At 70.3% G+C, this 15,785-nt stretch carries 18 protein-coding genes; 9 read left to right on the forward strand and 9 right to left on the reverse strand.

What is annotated here, in order from left to right:
- The first annotated feature begins 81 nt into the window (after positions 1–81).
- Positions 82–2,193 carry an AfsR/SARP family transcriptional regulator gene (locus tag LDL49_RS32475; protein ID WP_225297005.1) on the forward strand — a complete coding sequence of 704 codons (2,112 nt, stop codon included), beginning with the start codon at positions 82–84 and terminating at the stop codon, positions 2,191–2,193.
- A gap of 57 nt (positions 2,194–2,250) precedes the next feature.
- Here the strand turns inward: LDL49_RS32475 and LDL49_RS32480 are convergent, their stop codons facing one another.
- The 5 genes from LDL49_RS32480 to LDL49_RS32500 all read right to left on the reverse strand — a co-directional run bounded on the left by LDL49_RS32480 (position 2,251) and on the right by LDL49_RS32500 (position 5,618).
- Positions 2,251–3,411, reverse strand: a complete 1,161-nt coding sequence (locus LDL49_RS32480) for an RNA polymerase sigma factor (RefSeq protein ID WP_225296672.1) — start codon at positions 3,409–3,411, stop codon at positions 2,251–2,253.
- 3 nt (positions 3,412–3,414) lie between these two features.
- Positions 3,415–3,753 carry a YciI family protein gene (locus tag LDL49_RS32485; RefSeq protein WP_225296674.1) on the reverse strand — a complete coding sequence of 113 codons (339 nt, stop codon included), beginning with the start codon at positions 3,751–3,753 and terminating at the stop codon, positions 3,415–3,417.
- Positions 3,750–4,322: a dihydrofolate reductase family protein gene (locus tag LDL49_RS32490; protein ID WP_225296676.1), complete on the reverse strand. Its 573-nt coding sequence runs from the start codon at positions 4,320–4,322 to the stop codon at positions 3,750–3,752. Before LDL49_RS32490 ends, LDL49_RS32485 begins: the two co-directional genes overlap by 4 nt.
- 123 nt (positions 4,323–4,445) lie before the next feature.
- The gene (locus LDL49_RS32495) at positions 4,446–5,006 is read right to left on the reverse strand and encodes a hypothetical protein (protein ID WP_225296678.1); all 561 of its coding nucleotides are present in this window, start codon (positions 5,004–5,006) and stop codon (positions 4,446–4,448) included.
- A 144-nt stretch (positions 5,007–5,150) separates the two neighbouring features.
- Positions 5,151–5,618 carry a cupin domain-containing protein gene (locus LDL49_RS32500; protein ID WP_225296680.1) on the reverse strand — a complete coding sequence of 156 codons (468 nt, stop codon included), beginning with the start codon at positions 5,616–5,618 and terminating at the stop codon, positions 5,151–5,153.
- Between the two features lie 186 nt (positions 5,619–5,804).
- On the opposite strand from LDL49_RS32500, the gene LDL49_RS32505 reads away from it, so the two are divergent.
- Complete coding sequence (locus LDL49_RS32505; protein WP_225296683.1) at positions 5,805–6,758, forward strand: LLM class F420-dependent oxidoreductase; 954 nt, start codon at positions 5,805–5,807, stop codon at positions 6,756–6,758.
- 17 nt (positions 6,759–6,775) lie between these two features.
- Here LDL49_RS32505 and LDL49_RS32510 read toward each other — a convergent pair whose 3' ends face one another.
- Complete coding sequence (locus tag LDL49_RS32510) at positions 6,776–7,942, reverse strand: FAD-dependent oxidoreductase (RefSeq protein WP_225296684.1); 1,167 nt, start codon at positions 7,940–7,942, stop codon at positions 6,776–6,778.
- A 102-nt stretch (positions 7,943–8,044) separates the two neighbouring features.
- Here LDL49_RS32510 and LDL49_RS32515 point away from each other — a divergent pair, with 102 nt between their 5' ends.
- Positions 8,045–8,590, forward strand: a complete 546-nt coding sequence (locus LDL49_RS32515; protein ID WP_225296686.1) for a TetR/AcrR family transcriptional regulator C-terminal domain-containing protein — start codon at positions 8,045–8,047, stop codon at positions 8,588–8,590.
- Positions 8,591–8,753: 163 nt separating this feature from the next.
- Complete coding sequence (locus LDL49_RS32520) at positions 8,754–9,224, forward strand: VOC family protein (RefSeq protein WP_225296689.1); 471 nt, start codon at positions 8,754–8,756, stop codon at positions 9,222–9,224.
- Here LDL49_RS32520 and LDL49_RS32525 read toward each other — a convergent pair.
- On the reverse strand, positions 9,193–9,816 hold the full coding sequence (locus LDL49_RS32525; protein ID WP_225296691.1) for a TetR/AcrR family transcriptional regulator: 624 nt from the start codon (positions 9,814–9,816) through the stop codon (positions 9,193–9,195). The genes LDL49_RS32520 and LDL49_RS32525 overlap by 32 nt on opposite strands.
- A gap of 226 nt (positions 9,817–10,042) precedes the next feature.
- Here LDL49_RS32525 and LDL49_RS32530 point away from each other — a divergent pair, with 226 nt between their 5' ends.
- Positions 10,043–10,885, forward strand: coding sequence for an NAD-dependent protein deacetylase (locus LDL49_RS32530; protein ID WP_225296694.1), 843 nt, complete (start codon positions 10,043–10,045; stop codon positions 10,883–10,885).
- Between the two features lie 172 nt (positions 10,886–11,057).
- On the opposite strand, the gene LDL49_RS32535 is transcribed toward LDL49_RS32530, so the two are convergent.
- Positions 11,058–11,858, reverse strand: coding sequence for a GntR family transcriptional regulator (locus LDL49_RS32535; protein WP_225296696.1), 801 nt, complete (start codon positions 11,856–11,858; stop codon positions 11,058–11,060).
- A 238-nt stretch (positions 11,859–12,096) separates the two neighbouring features.
- Here LDL49_RS32535 and LDL49_RS32540 point away from each other — a divergent pair, with 238 nt between their 5' ends.
- The 3 genes from LDL49_RS32540 to LDL49_RS32550 all read left to right on the forward strand — a co-directional run bounded on the left by LDL49_RS32540 (position 12,097) and on the right by LDL49_RS32550 (position 14,854).
- Entirely contained in the window at positions 12,097–12,273 is a 177-nt protein-coding gene (locus LDL49_RS32540) for a hypothetical protein (protein ID WP_225296698.1), read from the forward strand.
- Positions 12,270–13,238 (forward strand): nucleoside hydrolase, encoded by a 969-nt coding sequence (locus LDL49_RS32545; RefSeq protein WP_225296700.1) that lies wholly within the window; start codon positions 12,270–12,272, stop codon positions 13,236–13,238. Before LDL49_RS32540 ends, LDL49_RS32545 begins: the two co-directional genes overlap by 4 nt.
- A 386-nt stretch (positions 13,239–13,624) precedes the next feature.
- On the forward strand, positions 13,625–14,854 hold the full coding sequence (locus LDL49_RS32550) for a cytochrome P450 family protein (RefSeq protein WP_225296702.1): 1,230 nt from the start codon (positions 13,625–13,627) through the stop codon (positions 14,852–14,854).
- A gap of 1 nt (position 14,855) precedes the next feature.
- Here LDL49_RS32550 and LDL49_RS32555 read toward each other — a convergent pair whose 3' ends face one another.
- Entirely contained in the window at positions 14,856–15,269 is a 414-nt protein-coding gene (locus tag LDL49_RS32555; RefSeq protein ID WP_225296704.1) for an organic hydroperoxide resistance protein, read from the reverse strand.
- 79 nt (positions 15,270–15,348) lie between these two features.
- Here LDL49_RS32555 and LDL49_RS32560 point away from each other — a divergent pair, with 79 nt between their 5' ends.
- The gene (locus LDL49_RS32560) at positions 15,349–15,780 is read left to right on the forward strand and encodes a MarR family winged helix-turn-helix transcriptional regulator (RefSeq protein ID WP_225296706.1); all 432 of its coding nucleotides are present in this window, start codon (positions 15,349–15,351) and stop codon (positions 15,778–15,780) included.
- The last annotated feature ends 5 nt before the right edge of the window (positions 15,781–15,785 follow it).

A 15,785-nucleotide genomic window follows, 5' to 3' on the forward strand; every position in this document is an offset into this window, starting at 1 on the left:
AGGCCCAGGGCGACGATGACGCGGAAGAGTGGGGTAGTGGCGCGGAAGACGTTCGGGGTGCCGGGGCCGGTGGCACAAAGGATGTTCGGGGTGCTGGGGCCGGTGGCGGCCTGGGACGCTGACGGGGGCGCGGTCGCTCTGAAGGGGCCGCGGCACCGCGCCGTGCTGGCCCGGCTGATCGTCGCCCGCCGCCGTGTCGTCCCAGTTTCCCGCCTGGTCGAGGACCTCTGGATCGATCCCCCTGCAGGCGCGGTGGGCGCCGTACGTACCTTCGTGGCCGCCCTGCGCCGCGCGCTGGAGCCCGAGCGCCCGCCCCGCGCCGCGGCCCGGCTGCTGGTCACCGAGGGGCCGGGGTACGCGCTGCGCGCGGAGCCGGACGCGGTGGACGCCTGGCGTTTCGAGCAGGCGGTGGCCGCGACGCTGCCACCCGAGGGGGTACTCACGCGACTGGAGGAGGCGCTGAATTGGTGGCGCGGGCCCGCCTACGCCGAGTTCGCGGACGAGGACTGGGCCCGTGCGGAGCGCTCCCGCCTGGCGGAGCTGCGGCTTCATGCGGTGGAACGTCGGGCCGAGGCACGCCTGACCCTGGGCCTCGCGGCCGAGGCCGTACCGGATCTGGACGCGCACGTGGCCGAGCATCCCTGGCGCGAGGACGCGTGGCGGCTGCTGGCCCTGGCGCTGTATCGGACCGGCCGTCAGGGCGACGCGCTCGCGGTGCTGCGCCGGGCGCGTACGCTCCTGGTCGAGCAGCTGGGAGTCGATCCGGGTCCGGGATTGCGCCGCCTGGAGACGGACATCCTCCACCAAGCCGGCCACCTCGACACGGCTGAGACCACGGGCCGGGTAGAGGCAAAGACGGCCAAGGCCACGGGCCAGGGGTGGGCGGAGACGGCCGAGGCTGCGGGCCGGGTAAGGGCGGAGACGGCCGAGGCTGCGGGCCGAGTGTGGACGGAGACGGCCGCCGCGTATGACCGTACCGTGGCGTCCGGCGCGCGGGCGCGGCTGGAGTCGACGGTGGGCCTGCTGCGCAACCTGGCGGTGACCGGGGGCGGCGGCCTGGAGGAGGCCCGCCGTTACCGTGGGGCGGCCGTCGCGGCGGCGGAGGAGCTGGGCGACGCGGAGCTGACCGCCCGCGTGATCGGTACGTACGACGTACCAGCGATCTGGACCCGCTCGGACGATCCGGCACAGGCGGCCCAGATCGTGGCGGCAGCCGAACGCACCCTGACCGCTCTCCCACCCGGCACACACGAGGCGGCGCGGGCGCGGCTCCTGGCCACGATCGCCCTGGAGTCGCGCGGCACCCGCGCGGCGCGCGGACCCCAGGCCGCCCGGCAGGCCGAGGAGATCGCCCGCCGGCTGGACGATCCCGCGTTGCTGGCGTTCGCCCTCAACGGCGTGTTCATGCAGACCTTCCACCGGGCGGGTCTGGCGCCGCGCCGTGACGAGATCGGCGCCGAGCTGGTCGCCCTGTCCGCCCGGCACGGCCTGGTCACCTACGAGGTGCTCGGGCACCTCATCCGCCTCCAGGCCCGCAGCGCGCTCGCGGACTTCCCCGGCGCCGACGGGCACGCGACCGCCGCCGAGCTGCTGGCCCGGCGGCATGAATTGCCGTTGGTGGGGGTGTTCGTCCAGTGGTACCGGACGCTACGGCTCGCCGCCACCGGGCAGCCATTCGCCGCGGCCGGACAAGGGTCCTGGGCGGAGGCGGCCTCTGCGCCGGCATCCTTGGTGGAGGCGGCTTATCGGGATGCCGCCGCGCGGCTGGATGGCGCTGGTATGCCCGGACTGCGGTCCGGCCTACTGCCGCTCGCGCTGCTGTGCCTGCGCCTGCAGTACGCGCTGCCCGGCGAGCACTGGCCGCTGGACCTGGCCGACGAGCACGCCGACTGGGGACCCTACGAGCCATGGGCGCGCCCCTGTGTGCTGCTGGCCCAGGACCGTCGCCACGCGGCCGCGGCTGCGCTGCGTCTGATCCCGGACCCGCCTCGCGACCTGCTGTACGAGGCCCTGTGGTGCCTGGCCGCGCGGGCGGCCATCGCCGTCGGTGACCGGGAGACGATGGAACGCGCCCACACCGAGCTCACTCCGGCGGCGGCGGAGCTGGCCGGAGCGGGCAGTGGGCTGCTCACCCTGGGCCCGGTCGCCACGCACCTCGACGACCTCGCCATCGCCCTGCGACGTCCTCACTGACCTCGTACCGCACGATTGACGGACGAGCAGCCGCCGCCGTCAAGGCCGCGAGGCGCGTCACAGCTCGGCGAGGCGACGGCTGAGGAAACGACGCTCGGCCTCGGTGGTGGCGAGGTCGAGTGCTCCGAGGTACGCCGCCCGCGCCGCCGCCGTGTCGCCGAGACGCCGCAGGAGTTCGGCCCGAGTGGAGTGGAAGTAGCGGTAGTCGTCGAGGTGGAGCGCGTCGACGATCGCCAGAGCCGCCCGCGGCCCTTCGACCTCGGCGATCGCCACGGCCCGGTTGAGCTCGACGACCGCCGAGCCCGTCAGTTGCCGCAGGCGGTCATAGAGCGCGGCGACGGCCGGCCAGTCGATGCGCTCCTCGGTCTGCAGCTCGGCGATGGCGGCCTGCACCGTATAGGTGCCGGAAGCACCCGACCTGACGGCGCGGTCGAGCAGCGCCCGTCCTTCCTCGAGCTGGGCGGTGTTCCACAGGCGGCGATCCTGATCCTGGAGCAGGATCATCTCGCCGTCGCAGACACGGGCCGCGCGCCGCGAGTCGTGCAGCAGCATCAGGGCCAGCAGCGCCGCCGCCTCGGGCTCATCGGGCATGAGGTCGAGGAGTGTCCGGCCCAGCCGGATCGCCTCCGCCGCGAGGTCGGCCCGGCTATCGCCGTACCCCTGGTTGAAGACCAGGTAGAGCACCGCGAGGACGGCGCTCAGGCGGGAGGGCAGCAGGTGCTCGTCCGGAATCGCGAAGGGGATCGCCGCCGCCCGGATCTTGTTGCGCGCGCGGGAGAGCCGGCGCTTCATCGTCTCGTCGTTCACCAGGAACGCGCGGGCGATCTCCGGAGTCGACAGGCCGCCCAGCGCGCGCAGCGTGAGCGCGACCTGCGCCTCGGTCGCCAGGGCGGGGTGACAGCACATGAAGAAGAGTTCGAGGCGCTCGTCGGGGATCGTCGTCTCGTCCATCGTGATCTCTTCAGGCAGGGGGCGGTCCAGCAGCCGGGTCTTCTCCGCCCGTGTACGGTCGCGGCGCAGGCGGTCGATCGCCCGGTTGCGGCCGGTCACCACGAGCCAGGCCCCCGGATTGTCCGGGAGCCCGTCGCGGGCCCAGCGCTCTGCGGCGATGACGAACGCCTCCTGTGCCGCTTCCTCGGCGAGGCCGACGTCGCCGAGGAAGCTCACCAGGGCCGCGAACACGCGTCCCCACTGGTCGCGGAAGACCTCCTCGAGCACGGCCTACAGCTCCACCAGCGGCCGCACTTCGACCGAGCCGCCGAAGCGGGCGGCCGGGATCCGGGCGGCGAGCTCCAGCGCGGAGTCGAGATCGCTCGCCTCGACGATGTAGAAACCGCCGAAGATCTCCTTGGTGTCGGCGAACGGCCCGTCGGTCAGCAGCGGCTCGCCGTTCTGGACGCGGACGGTGGTCGCGGTGTCGGCCGGCTGCAGCCGCTCGCCGCCGAGCATGCGCTCGTCCTTCATGAGCGCAATGTACTCGGCGCTGATGGCGGCGCGCTGGTCCTCGCTGAGGCCCTCATACGCCCCGGGACGCTCGTTGATCAGCAGGGCGTATCTCACTGGTGATCTCCTTTGGCGGACGTGCGGTCGTAGACGAGGCGGACGGCTTGGCCGACCTTTTCTGCGGACGTGAGGTCCAAGCCGAGGGGCTGGTCGAACAGGCGCCGGCCCGCGCCGAGCACCGTCGGGAAGACCAGCAGGCGGTATTGGTCGATCAGGTCGTGGGTCCGCAGCGCATCGACGATGCTAGCGCTGCCGGCGACCACGACATCCTGGCTCTGCCTGCGCTCGGCCACCTCCTCGGCCAGGTCCCCCCGCAGAAGGGTGGAGTTGCGCCACCCGTCGACGCTCTCCAGCGAGCGTGAGGCGACGAGCTTGGGGATGGCGTTCATCTTCTGGGAGAACTCGTCCTCCCTGGGGGCCCAGATGCCCGAGAACAGCTGCCAGGTGACCCGGCCCAGCAGCATGACTCCGGTGTCCAGAACCTCCCCCAGGTCGAACTTGTCGCCGGCCACGCTTTCGGGTCCGTAGCGGAACGCCCACCCTCCCTGCGCCGAACCGGCCGACCCGTCCGGGTCCTCCATGACCCCGTCAAGGGAGACGAACTCGATGACGATCACCTGACTCATGACCTTGAACCTCCTCGTAACCGGTTTGTCGGGCACAGGACGAACAGGCCCCGCTTCAGGGGACAGTTGAAAAATGTGATGCCGGTCACAGTCGTGCACTGGGGGCTCAGGGCTGAGCGGGCGTCAGGTCTCTGCCGGGCCGGTGGCCCGGGGACGGGCGGGCCCGGCGCCGAAGGCGTCCGCGCACAATTGGGCGAACCACCCCACGCCCGGCAGCAGGAGCACCCAGCCGAGGAGCGCCCAGCCGAGATGGAGGTGCTGGGCCGCGTGGGCGAAGGCCGCCACGCCCTGGGTGCGCAGCCCGTCGGCACGTTCGTAGGTCATCCGGCGCAAGCCCCCCGGATGTCTCTCCGCGGGCTGGATCCGCAGCGAGACGGGCCGCCGACGGACGAACCAGCGGCCGACCGCGTCGCACCGCTCGCAGGTCGCCGCCACGTGGAGGTCGGCAGGCGGCAGGCCGGGGTAGGGGCGGATGCGGGGTAGCCAGGCGCGTACCTGGTCACGGTAGTCCGTCCACTCCCGGCCGTACCGCGACAGGAGCTGGGTCCCCTCGTGCCAGGCGGCCAGCCCAGCGCCGTAGGCGACGCAGCTCGCCGCGGCGGCGGCGAACCGGAAGTCGAGCTGGGTCGCACCCCGCGCGCGGCTGCTCACCATGCGCCTGCCCGGCCGCCGTGGCACCGACAAGCCCAAAAAATAGCTCACGTCGAGATGGGCAGGGTGAGCCCTCCCTCAGAGGTCTCCTCCGGTACGAGGGCGGCCGCCCATGGCCTCGGCCGGCCCTCGGGAGAGCGCGAGGCCGAGCACGCCGGCCCGCAGGCGGCTGTCGGGTCAGTCGGGGAGTCTCATCTCCAGCCCGTAGCGCAGCCCGACCTGCGTCACGGCCTTCAGGCTGGGCAACGGATGGTCCGCCGGCGGGGCCTGCCGGGTCGGCGCCAGCTCTCCTATCTCGGTGAAGAATCCTTCGATCCCGCCGGGCGAATAGACCACGAGAATGCGCGCGTCCGTGAGGGGCTCGAAGCGCTCCCACGTCCGCTCGGGGATGTAGAAGAACGAACCCGGGCCGCCTTCCACCACCTCGTCGTCAATGTGCAGGCGGACCGTCCCCTCCAGGATGTAGAGCATCTCCGTTCCCGGATGCGTGTGCGGCGGGGGACCCATTCCGGCCGGGACGGTCATCTCGATGACCGTGACGCCGCCGCCCGTCTCGTCGCTCGCGGCCTTGACCTCGTAGAGACCGCCGAGCACCCAGAACGCGTCGCCTTCCCCAGGCTTGCGCGCGATCACGTTGTCCGCCATGTCGCCCCCCTCCGCTCCGTAATCACCACCTGACCAGGAGTGATCCAGACAGGTCAATCGAAGCCAGGACAAGAGTCTCCAGAAGCAGGTAAACAAGACCGGCCGTCTCCCACCCCTCAACGATCATGTTTGCGCCTCTCCATCGGGGTAGCGCGTGCCATGGCGCCGAAGGAAAGGAGTGATGAGATGACGAAGTTCGGCTATTTCCTGGGGTGCGAGGAACACGATCCCAAGGAACTCGTACGGCAGGCGGTGCTGGCCGAGCGGGCCGGCTTCGAGAGCCTGTGGATCTCCGATCATTACCATCCGTGGCTGGACGAGCAGGGACAGAGCGCGTTCGTCTGGTCGGTGATCGGCGCGATCAGCCAGGCCGTGTCGCTGCCGATCACCACGGCGGTCACCTGCCCGCTCGTCCGGATCCATCCCGCCGTCGTCGCCCAGGCCGCCGCCACCAGCGCGGTGCTGACCGGCGGCCGTTTCCAGCTCGGCGTGGGCACCGGCGAAGCGCTGAACGAGCACATCATCGACTCGCGCTGGCCGCCGGCCGACGAACGCCTGGAGATGCTGAAGGAGGCGGTCGAGCTGATGCGCGAGCTGTGGAGCGGCAAGCTGGTCACCCACCGCGGCACGCATTACCGGCTCGACACCGCCCGTCTCTATACGCTTCCCGACACCCCGCCGCCCGTTTACGTCTCCGGGTTCGGCGAGAAGTCGGTCACCCTGGCCGGCCGGATCGGCGACGGCTACATCTCCACCGGGCCCACGGCCGAGTTGGTGGACCTCTTCCGCAAGTCCGGCGGTGCGGGCAAACCCGCTCAGGGCGGCCTGAAGGTCTGCCATGCCGCCGACGAGGCGAGCGCCCGCCGTACCGTGCACCGGCTCTGGCCGACGCAGGGCATCCAGGGTGAGGCGTCGCAGTTGCTACCGCTCCCCCGGCACTTCGAAGAGCTCGCCGGCATGGTGAGCGAGGAGGAGGCCACCGCCTCGACCCCGTGCGGCCCCAATCCGGAGACGCACCTGAAGTCGATCCGTGAGTACGTCGACGCCGGGTTCGACGAGATCTACATCAACCAGATCGGCCCCCAGCAGGACGCCTTCTTCGAGTTCTACGCCCGAGATGTCCTGCCCCGGCTGCGATAGAACGGCGGTGGTGCGGATCAGCGCGTCTCCTGGGGGACGAACCTCTTGAGCGCCTCCTTGCCGAACCGCACCGCCGCGTTTCCGCGGTCGAGCAGGTCGTTCTGGTACTCCTCCAGCGCCGAGGTCAGGTCCCGCTCGCCTCGGTGGACCTCGGCCAGCCGGGCGCTCAGCCGTACGGCGTCCTGCATGGCGGTGCTCGCGCCGTTCCCGCCGCTGGCCAGGGTCAGGTGCGCGGAGTCACCGAGCAACGTGACCCGGCCCACCGGCCAGGGCGGCATCGGCCGGTCATAGACCTTGGCCCGGCCCACGGCGCTCATGTAGGCGGAGGCCACCAGATCCCGCAGGTCGGGATGCCAGCCCTCGATGAGCTCCAGCACCAGCTCGCGCGCGTCCTCCCCGGCGGAGCCCGGATTGGTGGCCGCCGGGTGCTCCGGCGGCACCAGCAGCACCCACCGTACGTAGCCGTCCCGGTACGGCATGTCCAGCCCGGGGGCGAGCTCGGCGGCGGCCGCGGACGGCTCCCTGTCGAACTGCATCCGCCCCAGCATCAGCGTGATCCCGGGCCCCTTCACCATCGTGCCGCGTCCCGGCACCAGCCGCAGGAAGCGGTCGGTGATCGTGGTGAGCCCCATGGCGCCGCACAGGTCCGAGTCGACCAGCTCGATCTCGGGCACCAGGTGCCGCCGCACCACGGAGTTGCTGCCGTCGGCGCCGACCAGCACCGCGCCCGTGGCCTCCGTGCCGTCGGCGAAGCGCGCGGTCACGGTCCCGCCGAGCCCCTCCGCCACCCCCTTCAGCCGCTTGCCGTACGCGACCCGGTCGCCCAGATCGCCGAGCAGGATCCGCCGCAATACCTGCCGGTCCATCGCCCTGCTCCCCTCCGACGGCCCGTCCAGATGGCGGCTGAGGACCGTTAACTGCTCGTCGAACAGCAGCCCCGGCCCGGTCAGGTCCCCGCTGGTGGCCTCGACCAGCTCGTAGAGCCGCGGCGGCAGGCTCGCCCGCAGCGCGGCCAGCCCCGGCTCCGCCAGCCCGATCCGGTAACCCTGGAAACGATCGCCGCTGCCGTCATCCGCCTCGTACACGCGCACGTCGAGGCCCGCTCGGACGAGCGCGTGGGCGAGAGTCAGCCCGCCGAGCCCCGCCCCGATCACCAGCACCCGTCCCACGCCCTGCTCGGTCATGACACCCTCCGTCTCTTGACGCCGTTCCGACGTGAACAACGTTCACGTGTACATTGTTCACGTACGAGGGGCCGCATTGTCAACCACGAGTTGGAGGATTGGATGAGTCAGCGACGCGCCCAGGTGCTTCAGGCGGCGATCGAGCTGCTCGACGAGGTCGGCCTGGACGGTCTCACCATGCGGCTCCTGGCGAGCCGGCTCGGCGTGCGAGCAGGCGCCCTGTACCGGCATTACCCGAGCAAGCAGGCCCTGCTGGACGCCATGGTCGCGCACCTGGTCGTCCCTCCGGGCGAGGCCGTGCCGCCACCGCTCGACGGCCCCTGGGACGAGCGGCTGCGCGGCCTCGCGATCGGCACGCGGGAGCTCATGCTGGCCCACCGCGACGGCGCGCGCCTGATGTCCACCTTCCAGAACCCGGGCAGCGAGGCCGTCGCCTTCTACCACGACCTCATCGCCACCCTGGCCGCCGCGGGCGTCCCTGCGGACACGGCCGCCGCGGCCGTGGACACCGTCATGGCCTACGTCAATGGCTACACGACCGAGGAACAGGCCCGCTCGGTCGCCACCCAGCCCAGAGAGTTCCGCGACCGCGCCTTCCGCGCCGGCCTCGAACTGATCATCGCCGGAGTCCGGGCATCTCTGCCCTGAGCTGCCTCTGGAACTGCCCCTGAGCTGCGACGACATGTTCGCTCCACAATCAGCGAAAAATATCGCTCCGCCGTGTCGATTCGCCGTAGACGTGTTCGACGCGTCAGTGACAGGACAGCACGGGACTGACCGTTCCGGACTCCCGCAATCGGAGGAGCGCACCATGCAGAAGATCACCACGTACCTGTGGTTCGACAACCAGGCCGAAGAGGCGGCCGAGTTCTACACCTCGCTGTTCGAGGACTCGCGGATCCTCGAGGTGCACCGCTACGGCGACGCCGGCCCGGGTCCGGCGGGTACGGCCATGATGGTGACGTTCGAGCTGGCGGGCCAGCGGTTCCTCGCGTTGAACGGCGGCCCGCAGTTCACCTTCACCGAGGCGATCTCGCTGTACGTCGACTGCGCCTCGCAGGAGGAGGTGGACGAGCTGTGGGCCAAGCTCACCGAGGGCGGCCAGGAATCGCAGTGCGGCTGGTTGAAGGACAGGTGGGGCCTGTCCTGGCAGATCGTCCCCAAGGCGCTGCCCGAGCTGCTGGGCAACCCCGACCCGACCAAGGCGCAGCAGGTCATGAAGGCCATGCTGGGCATGCGGAAGATCGACATCAAGGCCCTGGAAGAGGCCGCCCGCCGCTGAGCTGGTCCAGGCCGAGCGGGGTGGCCGGCGGCAGGGGGTCGGCGCCTTCGGCGCGGAACGCCTGGAGCAGCAGGGCCACCAGCCGCCGGGACGCGGCCAGCGCCGCCTCGGGCGAGTCGGTCACGATGCCGCTGTTGGCCATGAGGAGGAGCGTGAGGTCGTCCTGGACGAAGTCGGCCCGCAGCCGCCCGGCCTCCTTGGCCCGCCGCGCCAGCTCGGCGAAACCCCGCTCGGCACATTCGCGTTCGCGCTCTAAGTCGATCGCGTCCGGGAACGCCGAGAGGAACGCCGCGGTGAATCCCCGGTCGACGGCCTGCATGGCGCACACCTTCTCGATGACGGTGCGGAAGCCGCGCCACGGGTCGGGGTCGGCGAGCGCGTCGTCGACGACCTTCGCGCACGCGTGGAGGTCGTCGGCGAACACCTCGACGACCAGCGACTCCTTCGTGGGAAAGCGGCGGTAGAGGGTCGCGATCCCGACGCCGGAGCGCCGGGCGATCTCGACCATCGGCACGTCGAGGCCGAGCGTGGCGAAGCTCTCGCGGGCGGCCTCGAGGATGCGGTTGCGGTTGTGCCGCGCATCGGCTCGCAACCCAGGTGCTTCGGCGCGCAGGCCAGGCTTTTCGACGGGCAGCCCAGGTGCTTCGGCGGGCGCCCCGGACGTTGCGGCGGGCGGCCCAGGCGCTTCGGCGGGCGCGCACGGCATCTGAGACGGCTCGGAGGACATGCCTCTCACTTTAGCCCAACCGGAGACCCCTTTCCGGTTAGTCGCACGTGCCGCCAGCGGCGCGTCGCGGCGAGTCGGGCACGATAGTGCTGTGACCGAAAGTGTGGGAACCCGCAGCAGCGCGCTCGACTCGCTGATCGCGTTGATGGCCAGAGGCGGCGTGGTGGTGCTCAGCGGGGCAGGACTGTCCACCGAATCGGGCATCCCGGACTACCGGGGACCCACAGGCCGCGCCCGGAAGGCCGAGCCCATGACGTACCAGCGCTTCGTCGGCAGCGCCGAGGCGCGGCAGCGATACTGGGCGCGCAGCCACGCCGGCTGGCGGCAGATCGGCCTGGCCAGACCCAACGCCGGGCATCGCGCCGTGGCCGAGCTGGAACGGCGCGGGCTGATCGAGACCATCGTCACGCAGAACGTGGACGGCCTGCACCAGGCGGCCGGAGCGCGGCGGGTGATCGAACTGCACGGCGGGCTCGACCGGGTCGTGTGCCTGTCCTGCCGCGAGCGCACCCGCCGCACCGAGCTGGAGACCCGCCTGCGATCGGCCAATCCCGGCTGGGCGGCCAGCGGGCAGATCAACCCCGACGGCGACACCGTACTCACCGACGACCAGGTCGAAGGGTTTCAGGTGGTGGACTGCGCGGCCTGCGGCGGGCTTCTCAAGCCCGACGTGGTGTTCTTCGGGGAGAACGTACCCAAAACCCGGGTGGATGAGTGCTTCGCGCTCGTCGCGGCGGCGCGGGCTCTCCTGGTCCTCGGATCGTCGCTGACCGTACGGTCCGGCCTGCGATTCGTCAGCAAGGCAGCCGCGCTCGGCATCCCGATCGCCATCGTGAACCAGGGGCCGACCGGCGGAGACGCCCAGGCCGCACTCACCCTGGACGCACCCCTCGGCGCGACCCTGACCCACCTCACCACCCGACTGTCAACTTGACCCGGCCCTGAAGGGCCGGGCTTGGAGGTAGGGCGCCGCCGCAGTCAGTGTCGCTGTCCCTGCCGCCCGCCCGCTGCGCGATCAACACCATCGTCGGCGAGATCGGCCGCCGGCGCCACGGAGGCGGCGGCCTTGAGCTCGTGGAAGGTCTCAATCCGATCCACGACGTGCTTCACGGTACGTGCCGGCCTTCATGGGGTGAGGGTGTGCCTCCCCCAGCGTCGCGCCTCGTCGTTCCGGGTGCGGCAGGGGTGCCCTTGGCCGGGTCGGCGCGGGCTGCGTTCGGGGAGGGGCCGCCGGTGGCGGTCGGCGAGGTGCCGAACAGGATGCGCAGCGCGGTCTTCCTGCTACTGGTGACGTGCTCGACGGCGAAGGCGGCGGCTGCCGCCGAATCGCCGGACGCGATCGCCTCGTACAGCCGGGTGTGTTCGGTGCACAGCCGTTCGGGGTCGTCGACCTGACGGAACAGCCAGTTCAGCCGACCGTGCAGGGGCTCCAGGATGGTGCCGAGGAGGTGGTTGCCGGCGATGGCCGTGATCTCGTCATGGAAGGCCACGTTGGCGTCACCGAAGTCGTCGACGTTGCTCGCCGCCGCGGCCCGGCTTGCCTTGTCGAGATGCCGCTTGAGTCGCCGCATGTCGGCCTTGCTCGCTTGCTCAGCGGCACGGCGGGCGGTGAACGCCTCAAGCGCTTCGCGTACGTCGAAGAGTTCTTGAACGTCGGTCTGCGACAAATGCTTGACGACGACTCCCCGTCGCGGCACGACGTGGACGAAGCCCTCGGACTCGAGCATGCGCAGGGCCTCGCGCACGGGAACTCGGGATACGCCCAGTTCATCTGCGAGCTCGCGTTCGACCATCTTGCTGCCAGGCGGAAGCTGCCCCTTCACGATCCGGTTCCGGATCTCCAGCCGGACCTGATCACGCAGCGACGTATGCGCGAGACCCAGCGGCGTCTTGGTCTGACGTGACATGACCACCCCCTTCCCTCTGGTATGCCACATCCCAGACAAACATCAATCTACCTCGGACTTCAGGCGAATACTTGACGTTCAGGAAGCTTGGCCGATAGGCATACGGTATACCACCAAGAGCAGCGCCCCCTGCCGGAAATAGAGGCGTCATGAAAGACCGAACAATGAGAACCGGCGCGCTTAACTCGGGCTCGCGGCAGACGCGACGTCCCTGCTGCTCCTCAGCCCCTACGCGCTCGTGCTGGGCGATCGGTCCCTTCGCAGGAAAGCTTCGCCGTGCGGCCTGGTCATCACCGTCGCCGCGCTCGCCACCTCGTACCTCATCCCGCGGCCCACCGCCGCCGAGATCCCCCGTCACCGATCCGCCGGCGACGGCCTGCACACCACCACCATGGAAGGGAAGGCGTACTCATGAGCCGGAAGATCATCCTCGACGTCGACACCGGGACCGACGACGCAGTAGCGATCATGTTCGCGGCGTTGCATCCGGAACTCGACCTGATCGGCGTCACCACCGTCAACGGCAACGTGCCGCTGGAGAACACCACGGACAACACGCTGCGCGTACTCGACTGGATCGGCAGGTCGCAGATCCCGGTCTTCGCCGGACTCAGCCGTCCCATCGCAAGGCTCGGCTTCCCCTCCACCAAGCACTTCGAGCGGGACTCCGACAACGACCCACACGGCAGCGCCCTGTCGATCCCGCCACCGCGCAGCACGCGCCAGGACACCGGGGCCGTCGAGTTCCTGGTCGAGACGCTTCGGGCGACAACCGAACAGATCACTCTGGTACCGGTCGGACCGCTGAGCAACATCGCCACCGTCCTCGCCATCGATCCATCCCTGACAGAAGTGGTCGACGAACTGGTAGTCATGGGTGGCGGCCATGCGGTGACCAACGTGACCGCATCGGCCGAGTTCAACATCTGGGCCGACCCCGAGGCCGCGAGCATGGTCCTTTCCGCAGGATTCGCCCGCATCACCCTGGTGCCGCTCGACGCCACCCACCAGGCGCTGGTCACGAGAAGCACCTGCCTCAAGCTGGAGAAGGCGGGGACGCCCGCCGGAATCGCCGCCTCCCGGTTCATCTCGCGGCGGATCTCCGCTTACCACGGCGTCGTGTTCGCCGAGGACGCCGCACCGGTGCACGACGTGGTCTGCACCGCCTACCTCGTCCAGCCCCAGGTCATCACCACACGGAGCGTGCACGTCGCCGTCGAGACCACCGATTGCCTTACCGTCGGCCGGACCGTGATGGACACCCGGCTCGGCGCGGCCCAGAAGCCCAACGCCGACGTCGCCTTTGGAGCAGACGCCAAACTCCTGGCGGAGCTACTGCTCGAGGTCTTCACCCATCATGGCAGCGACGCACCCGCCTGAGCGACTCTCGCTTCCCCCTCATCGCACGGCCCCCTCGGAGAGCCAAAACGTCCCCGCTTTCGCGCGTTGTCGCAACCGCGGCACCCGCGGGTGCGGTGGCCGGTCATGGGGGGACGGACGATAGCGGAGTGAGCACCGCGAGCGAACAACACGGTTCCCGGCAGACGAGTGGCACGCGTTTCTCAAGGGCGCCAAGAGCGGCCAGTTCGACCTGATAAGGGTGGGGGGTGAACGCCGCCGTGCCGAGCCACGCCATGTCACCGGTCAGAACGGTGTGGCACGGTCGGTCAGTGTTGTGAGACCTGCGGTGACATCTAACTCGTCTTTGCCGCTTGCTGATCATCGCGGACAGTTGGGAGGACATTTCACGCTATGGAGGCCTCTCAATGACGATCTCTCCGCTGCGGCTCCCGGTTCCCGGTGAGCGGGCGTCCAGCACGATCCACCGCTTTCGGGATGAGCATGGGCCGGTGGTCCCCATCGAGCTCCCGGGCAAGGTCAAAGCGTGGATCGTGACCTCGTACGACATGGTGAACGAGGTCCTCGCCAACGACGACACGCTCTTCAGCAAGAACGCCCGGAACTGCCCCGCGCTGCACGACGGCACCATCCCGCCTGACTGGCCGCTGCGGCAGGTCATCGAGGGCGATCACCTGCTGACCAAGGACGGGGCGGACCACCGGCGGCTGCGGGGCCTCATCAACCGGGCCTTCACCCCGGCACGCGTGCAGGGTCTCGCCGCGCGCATCCAGGAGATGACGGACGAACTCCTCGACCGGTTGACCGACGAGGGCGAGGTGGTGGACCTCGTCCGCCATTTCACCGAGCCGTTGCCGATCAATGTGATCTGCGAGCTGTTCGGTGTGCCCGAGGAGGAGCGCTACCAGATCCGCGAGTGGACGAACGTGCTCCTGTCCCACACCGCCACCCCGGAGGAAGCCGGCACGGCCGGGTCCGGCCTGCTCGCTTACCTGGGCGGCTTCATCGACCGCAAGCGCGGCGACACGGCTGACGATCTCACCGCCGGGCTCATCCGGGCGCAGGAGGACGACGGGGACCGGCTGACCGACAGCGAGATGGTGGGCATCCTGTGGCTGGTGCTGATCGCCGGTCACGAGACCACCGTGCACCTGCTCGCCAACGCGGTCATCGCCTTGTGCGCGGACCGGGACCAGCTCACCCTGGCAGGTACGCGGGACGCCTGGGCGCAGGTGGTCGAGGAGGCGTTACGCAGCCGGAACTCGGTGATCAACGTCATGTTCCGCTACCCGCTGAAGGACGTGCGCCTCGGCGGCGTGACGATCCCCGCCGGGGAGCCGATCGTGGTCGGGATCGGCGGCGCGGGGACGGATCCGGCCAGGTTCGGCGGGGACGCCGGACGCTTCGACATCGCGCGCGGTCAGGAGACGCATCTGGGGTTCGGCCGCGGGCCGCACTTCTGCCTGGGCGCGCCGCTGGCCAGGCTCGAGGCCCGCATCGCGCTGTCCTCGCTGTTCGGCAGGTTCCCCGAGCTGCGCCTGGCGGTCGAGCAGGACCAGATCGTCTACACCGCGTCGTTCATCACCGAAGGACCGACGACACTGCCGGTGGTGCTCGGGCCCGCCAAGCCTGCGTGAGCTACTCGATGACGAGGGTGACGGGGATGTTGCCGCGGGTGGCGTTGGAGTAGGGGCACACCTGGTGCGTGGCCTCCACCAGGGCACGGCCGGTCTCATCCTGCAGGTGGTCGGGGAGCTCGACGCGGAGCGCGACCTCCAGGGTGAAGCCGCCGTCGCCGTTGGGGGCCAGGCCCACTTCGGCGGTGACCGACGCCTGCTCGGCCTCCACCTTCATGCGCTTGGCCACCAGGGCGAGGGCGCTGGCGAAGCAGGCGGCGTAGCCCGCGGCGAAGAGCTGCTCGGGGTTGGTGCCGGCGCCGGCGCCGCCCAGCTCCTTCGGCGGGGAGAGCGTGACGTCCAGGAGGCCGTCGGAGGAGACGGCGCGGCCCTCGCGGCCCGTCGCGGTGGCAATGGCGGTGTAGAGAGTGCTCATGATCGCTCCTAATCGATTGTGTACAACTTGATTGTGCACAATTTAATTGCTTGCCGTCAACCCCGGGTATGCTGGCGTCATGAACGCGTTGCTGCTGGAGAACCAGGTGTGCTTCGCCGTGCACGCCGCGTCCCGCGCGCTCGACGGCTTCTACCGGCGCGAGCTGGCGGGGCTGGGGCTGACCTATCCGCAATATCTGGTGATGCTGGTGCTGTGGGAGCGGGAGCCGGTGACGGTCAAGGAGCTGGGCGTGGCGTTGCGGCTCGACTCCGGCACCCTGTCACCGCTGCTCAAGCGGCTGGAGGCGGCCGGGCTCGTCCAGCGGGAGCGCAGTGCCAGCGACGAGCGCTCCGTGGTGGTGCGGCTGACCGGGGCGGGCGCGGAGCTGCGGCAGTCGGCCTCGCGGGTGCCCGAGCACGTGCTCGGCGCCACCGGGCTGCGGATGAGCGAGCTGGCCGACCTGCAGCGCACGCTCGGCCGGATGACCCAGGCCCTGACCGAAGCCACCTGAGGTTC

It is taken from the genome of Nonomuraea aurantiaca, assembly GCF_020215705.1.
GTDB lineage: Bacteria > Actinomycetota > Actinomycetes > Streptosporangiales > Streptosporangiaceae > Nonomuraea > Nonomuraea aurantiaca.

Bases quoted from the DNA above. Each gene is read 5' to 3' on its own strand.
- LDL49_RS32475 (WP_225297005.1), top strand. From the start codon at position 82: ATGTTCGGGGTGCTGGGGCCGGTGGCGGCCTGGGACGCTGACGGGGGC.
- LDL49_RS32490 (WP_225296676.1), bottom strand. From the start codon at position 4,322: ATGAGTCAGGTGATCGTCATCGAGTTCGTCTCCCTTGACGGGGTCATG.
- LDL49_RS32500 (WP_225296680.1), bottom strand. From the start codon at position 5,618: ATGGCGGACAACGTGATCGCGCGCAAGCCTGGGGAAGGCGACGCGTTC.
- LDL49_RS32505 (WP_225296683.1), top strand. From the start codon at position 5,805: ATGACGAAGTTCGGCTATTTCCTGGGGTGCGAGGAACACGATCCCAAG.
- LDL49_RS32510 (WP_225296684.1), bottom strand. From the start codon at position 7,942: ATGACCGAGCAGGGCGTGGGACGGGTGCTGGTGATCGGGGCGGGGCTC.
- LDL49_RS32515 (WP_225296686.1), top strand. From the start codon at position 8,045: ATGAGTCAGCGACGCGCCCAGGTGCTTCAGGCGGCGATCGAGCTGCTC.
- LDL49_RS32520 (WP_225296689.1), top strand. From the start codon at position 8,754: ATGCAGAAGATCACCACGTACCTGTGGTTCGACAACCAGGCCGAAGAG.
- LDL49_RS32535 (WP_225296696.1), bottom strand. From the start codon at position 11,858: ATGTCACGTCAGACCAAGACGCCGCTGGGTCTCGCGCATACGTCGCTG.
- LDL49_RS32545 (WP_225296700.1), top strand. From the start codon at position 12,270: ATGAGCCGGAAGATCATCCTCGACGTCGACACCGGGACCGACGACGCA.
- LDL49_RS32550 (WP_225296702.1), top strand. From the start codon at position 13,625: ATGACGATCTCTCCGCTGCGGCTCCCGGTTCCCGGTGAGCGGGCGTCC.
- LDL49_RS32555 (WP_225296704.1), bottom strand. From the start codon at position 15,269: ATGAGCACTCTCTACACCGCCATTGCCACCGCGACGGGCCGCGAGGGC.
- LDL49_RS32560 (WP_225296706.1), top strand. From the start codon at position 15,349: ATGAACGCGTTGCTGCTGGAGAACCAGGTGTGCTTCGCCGTGCACGCC.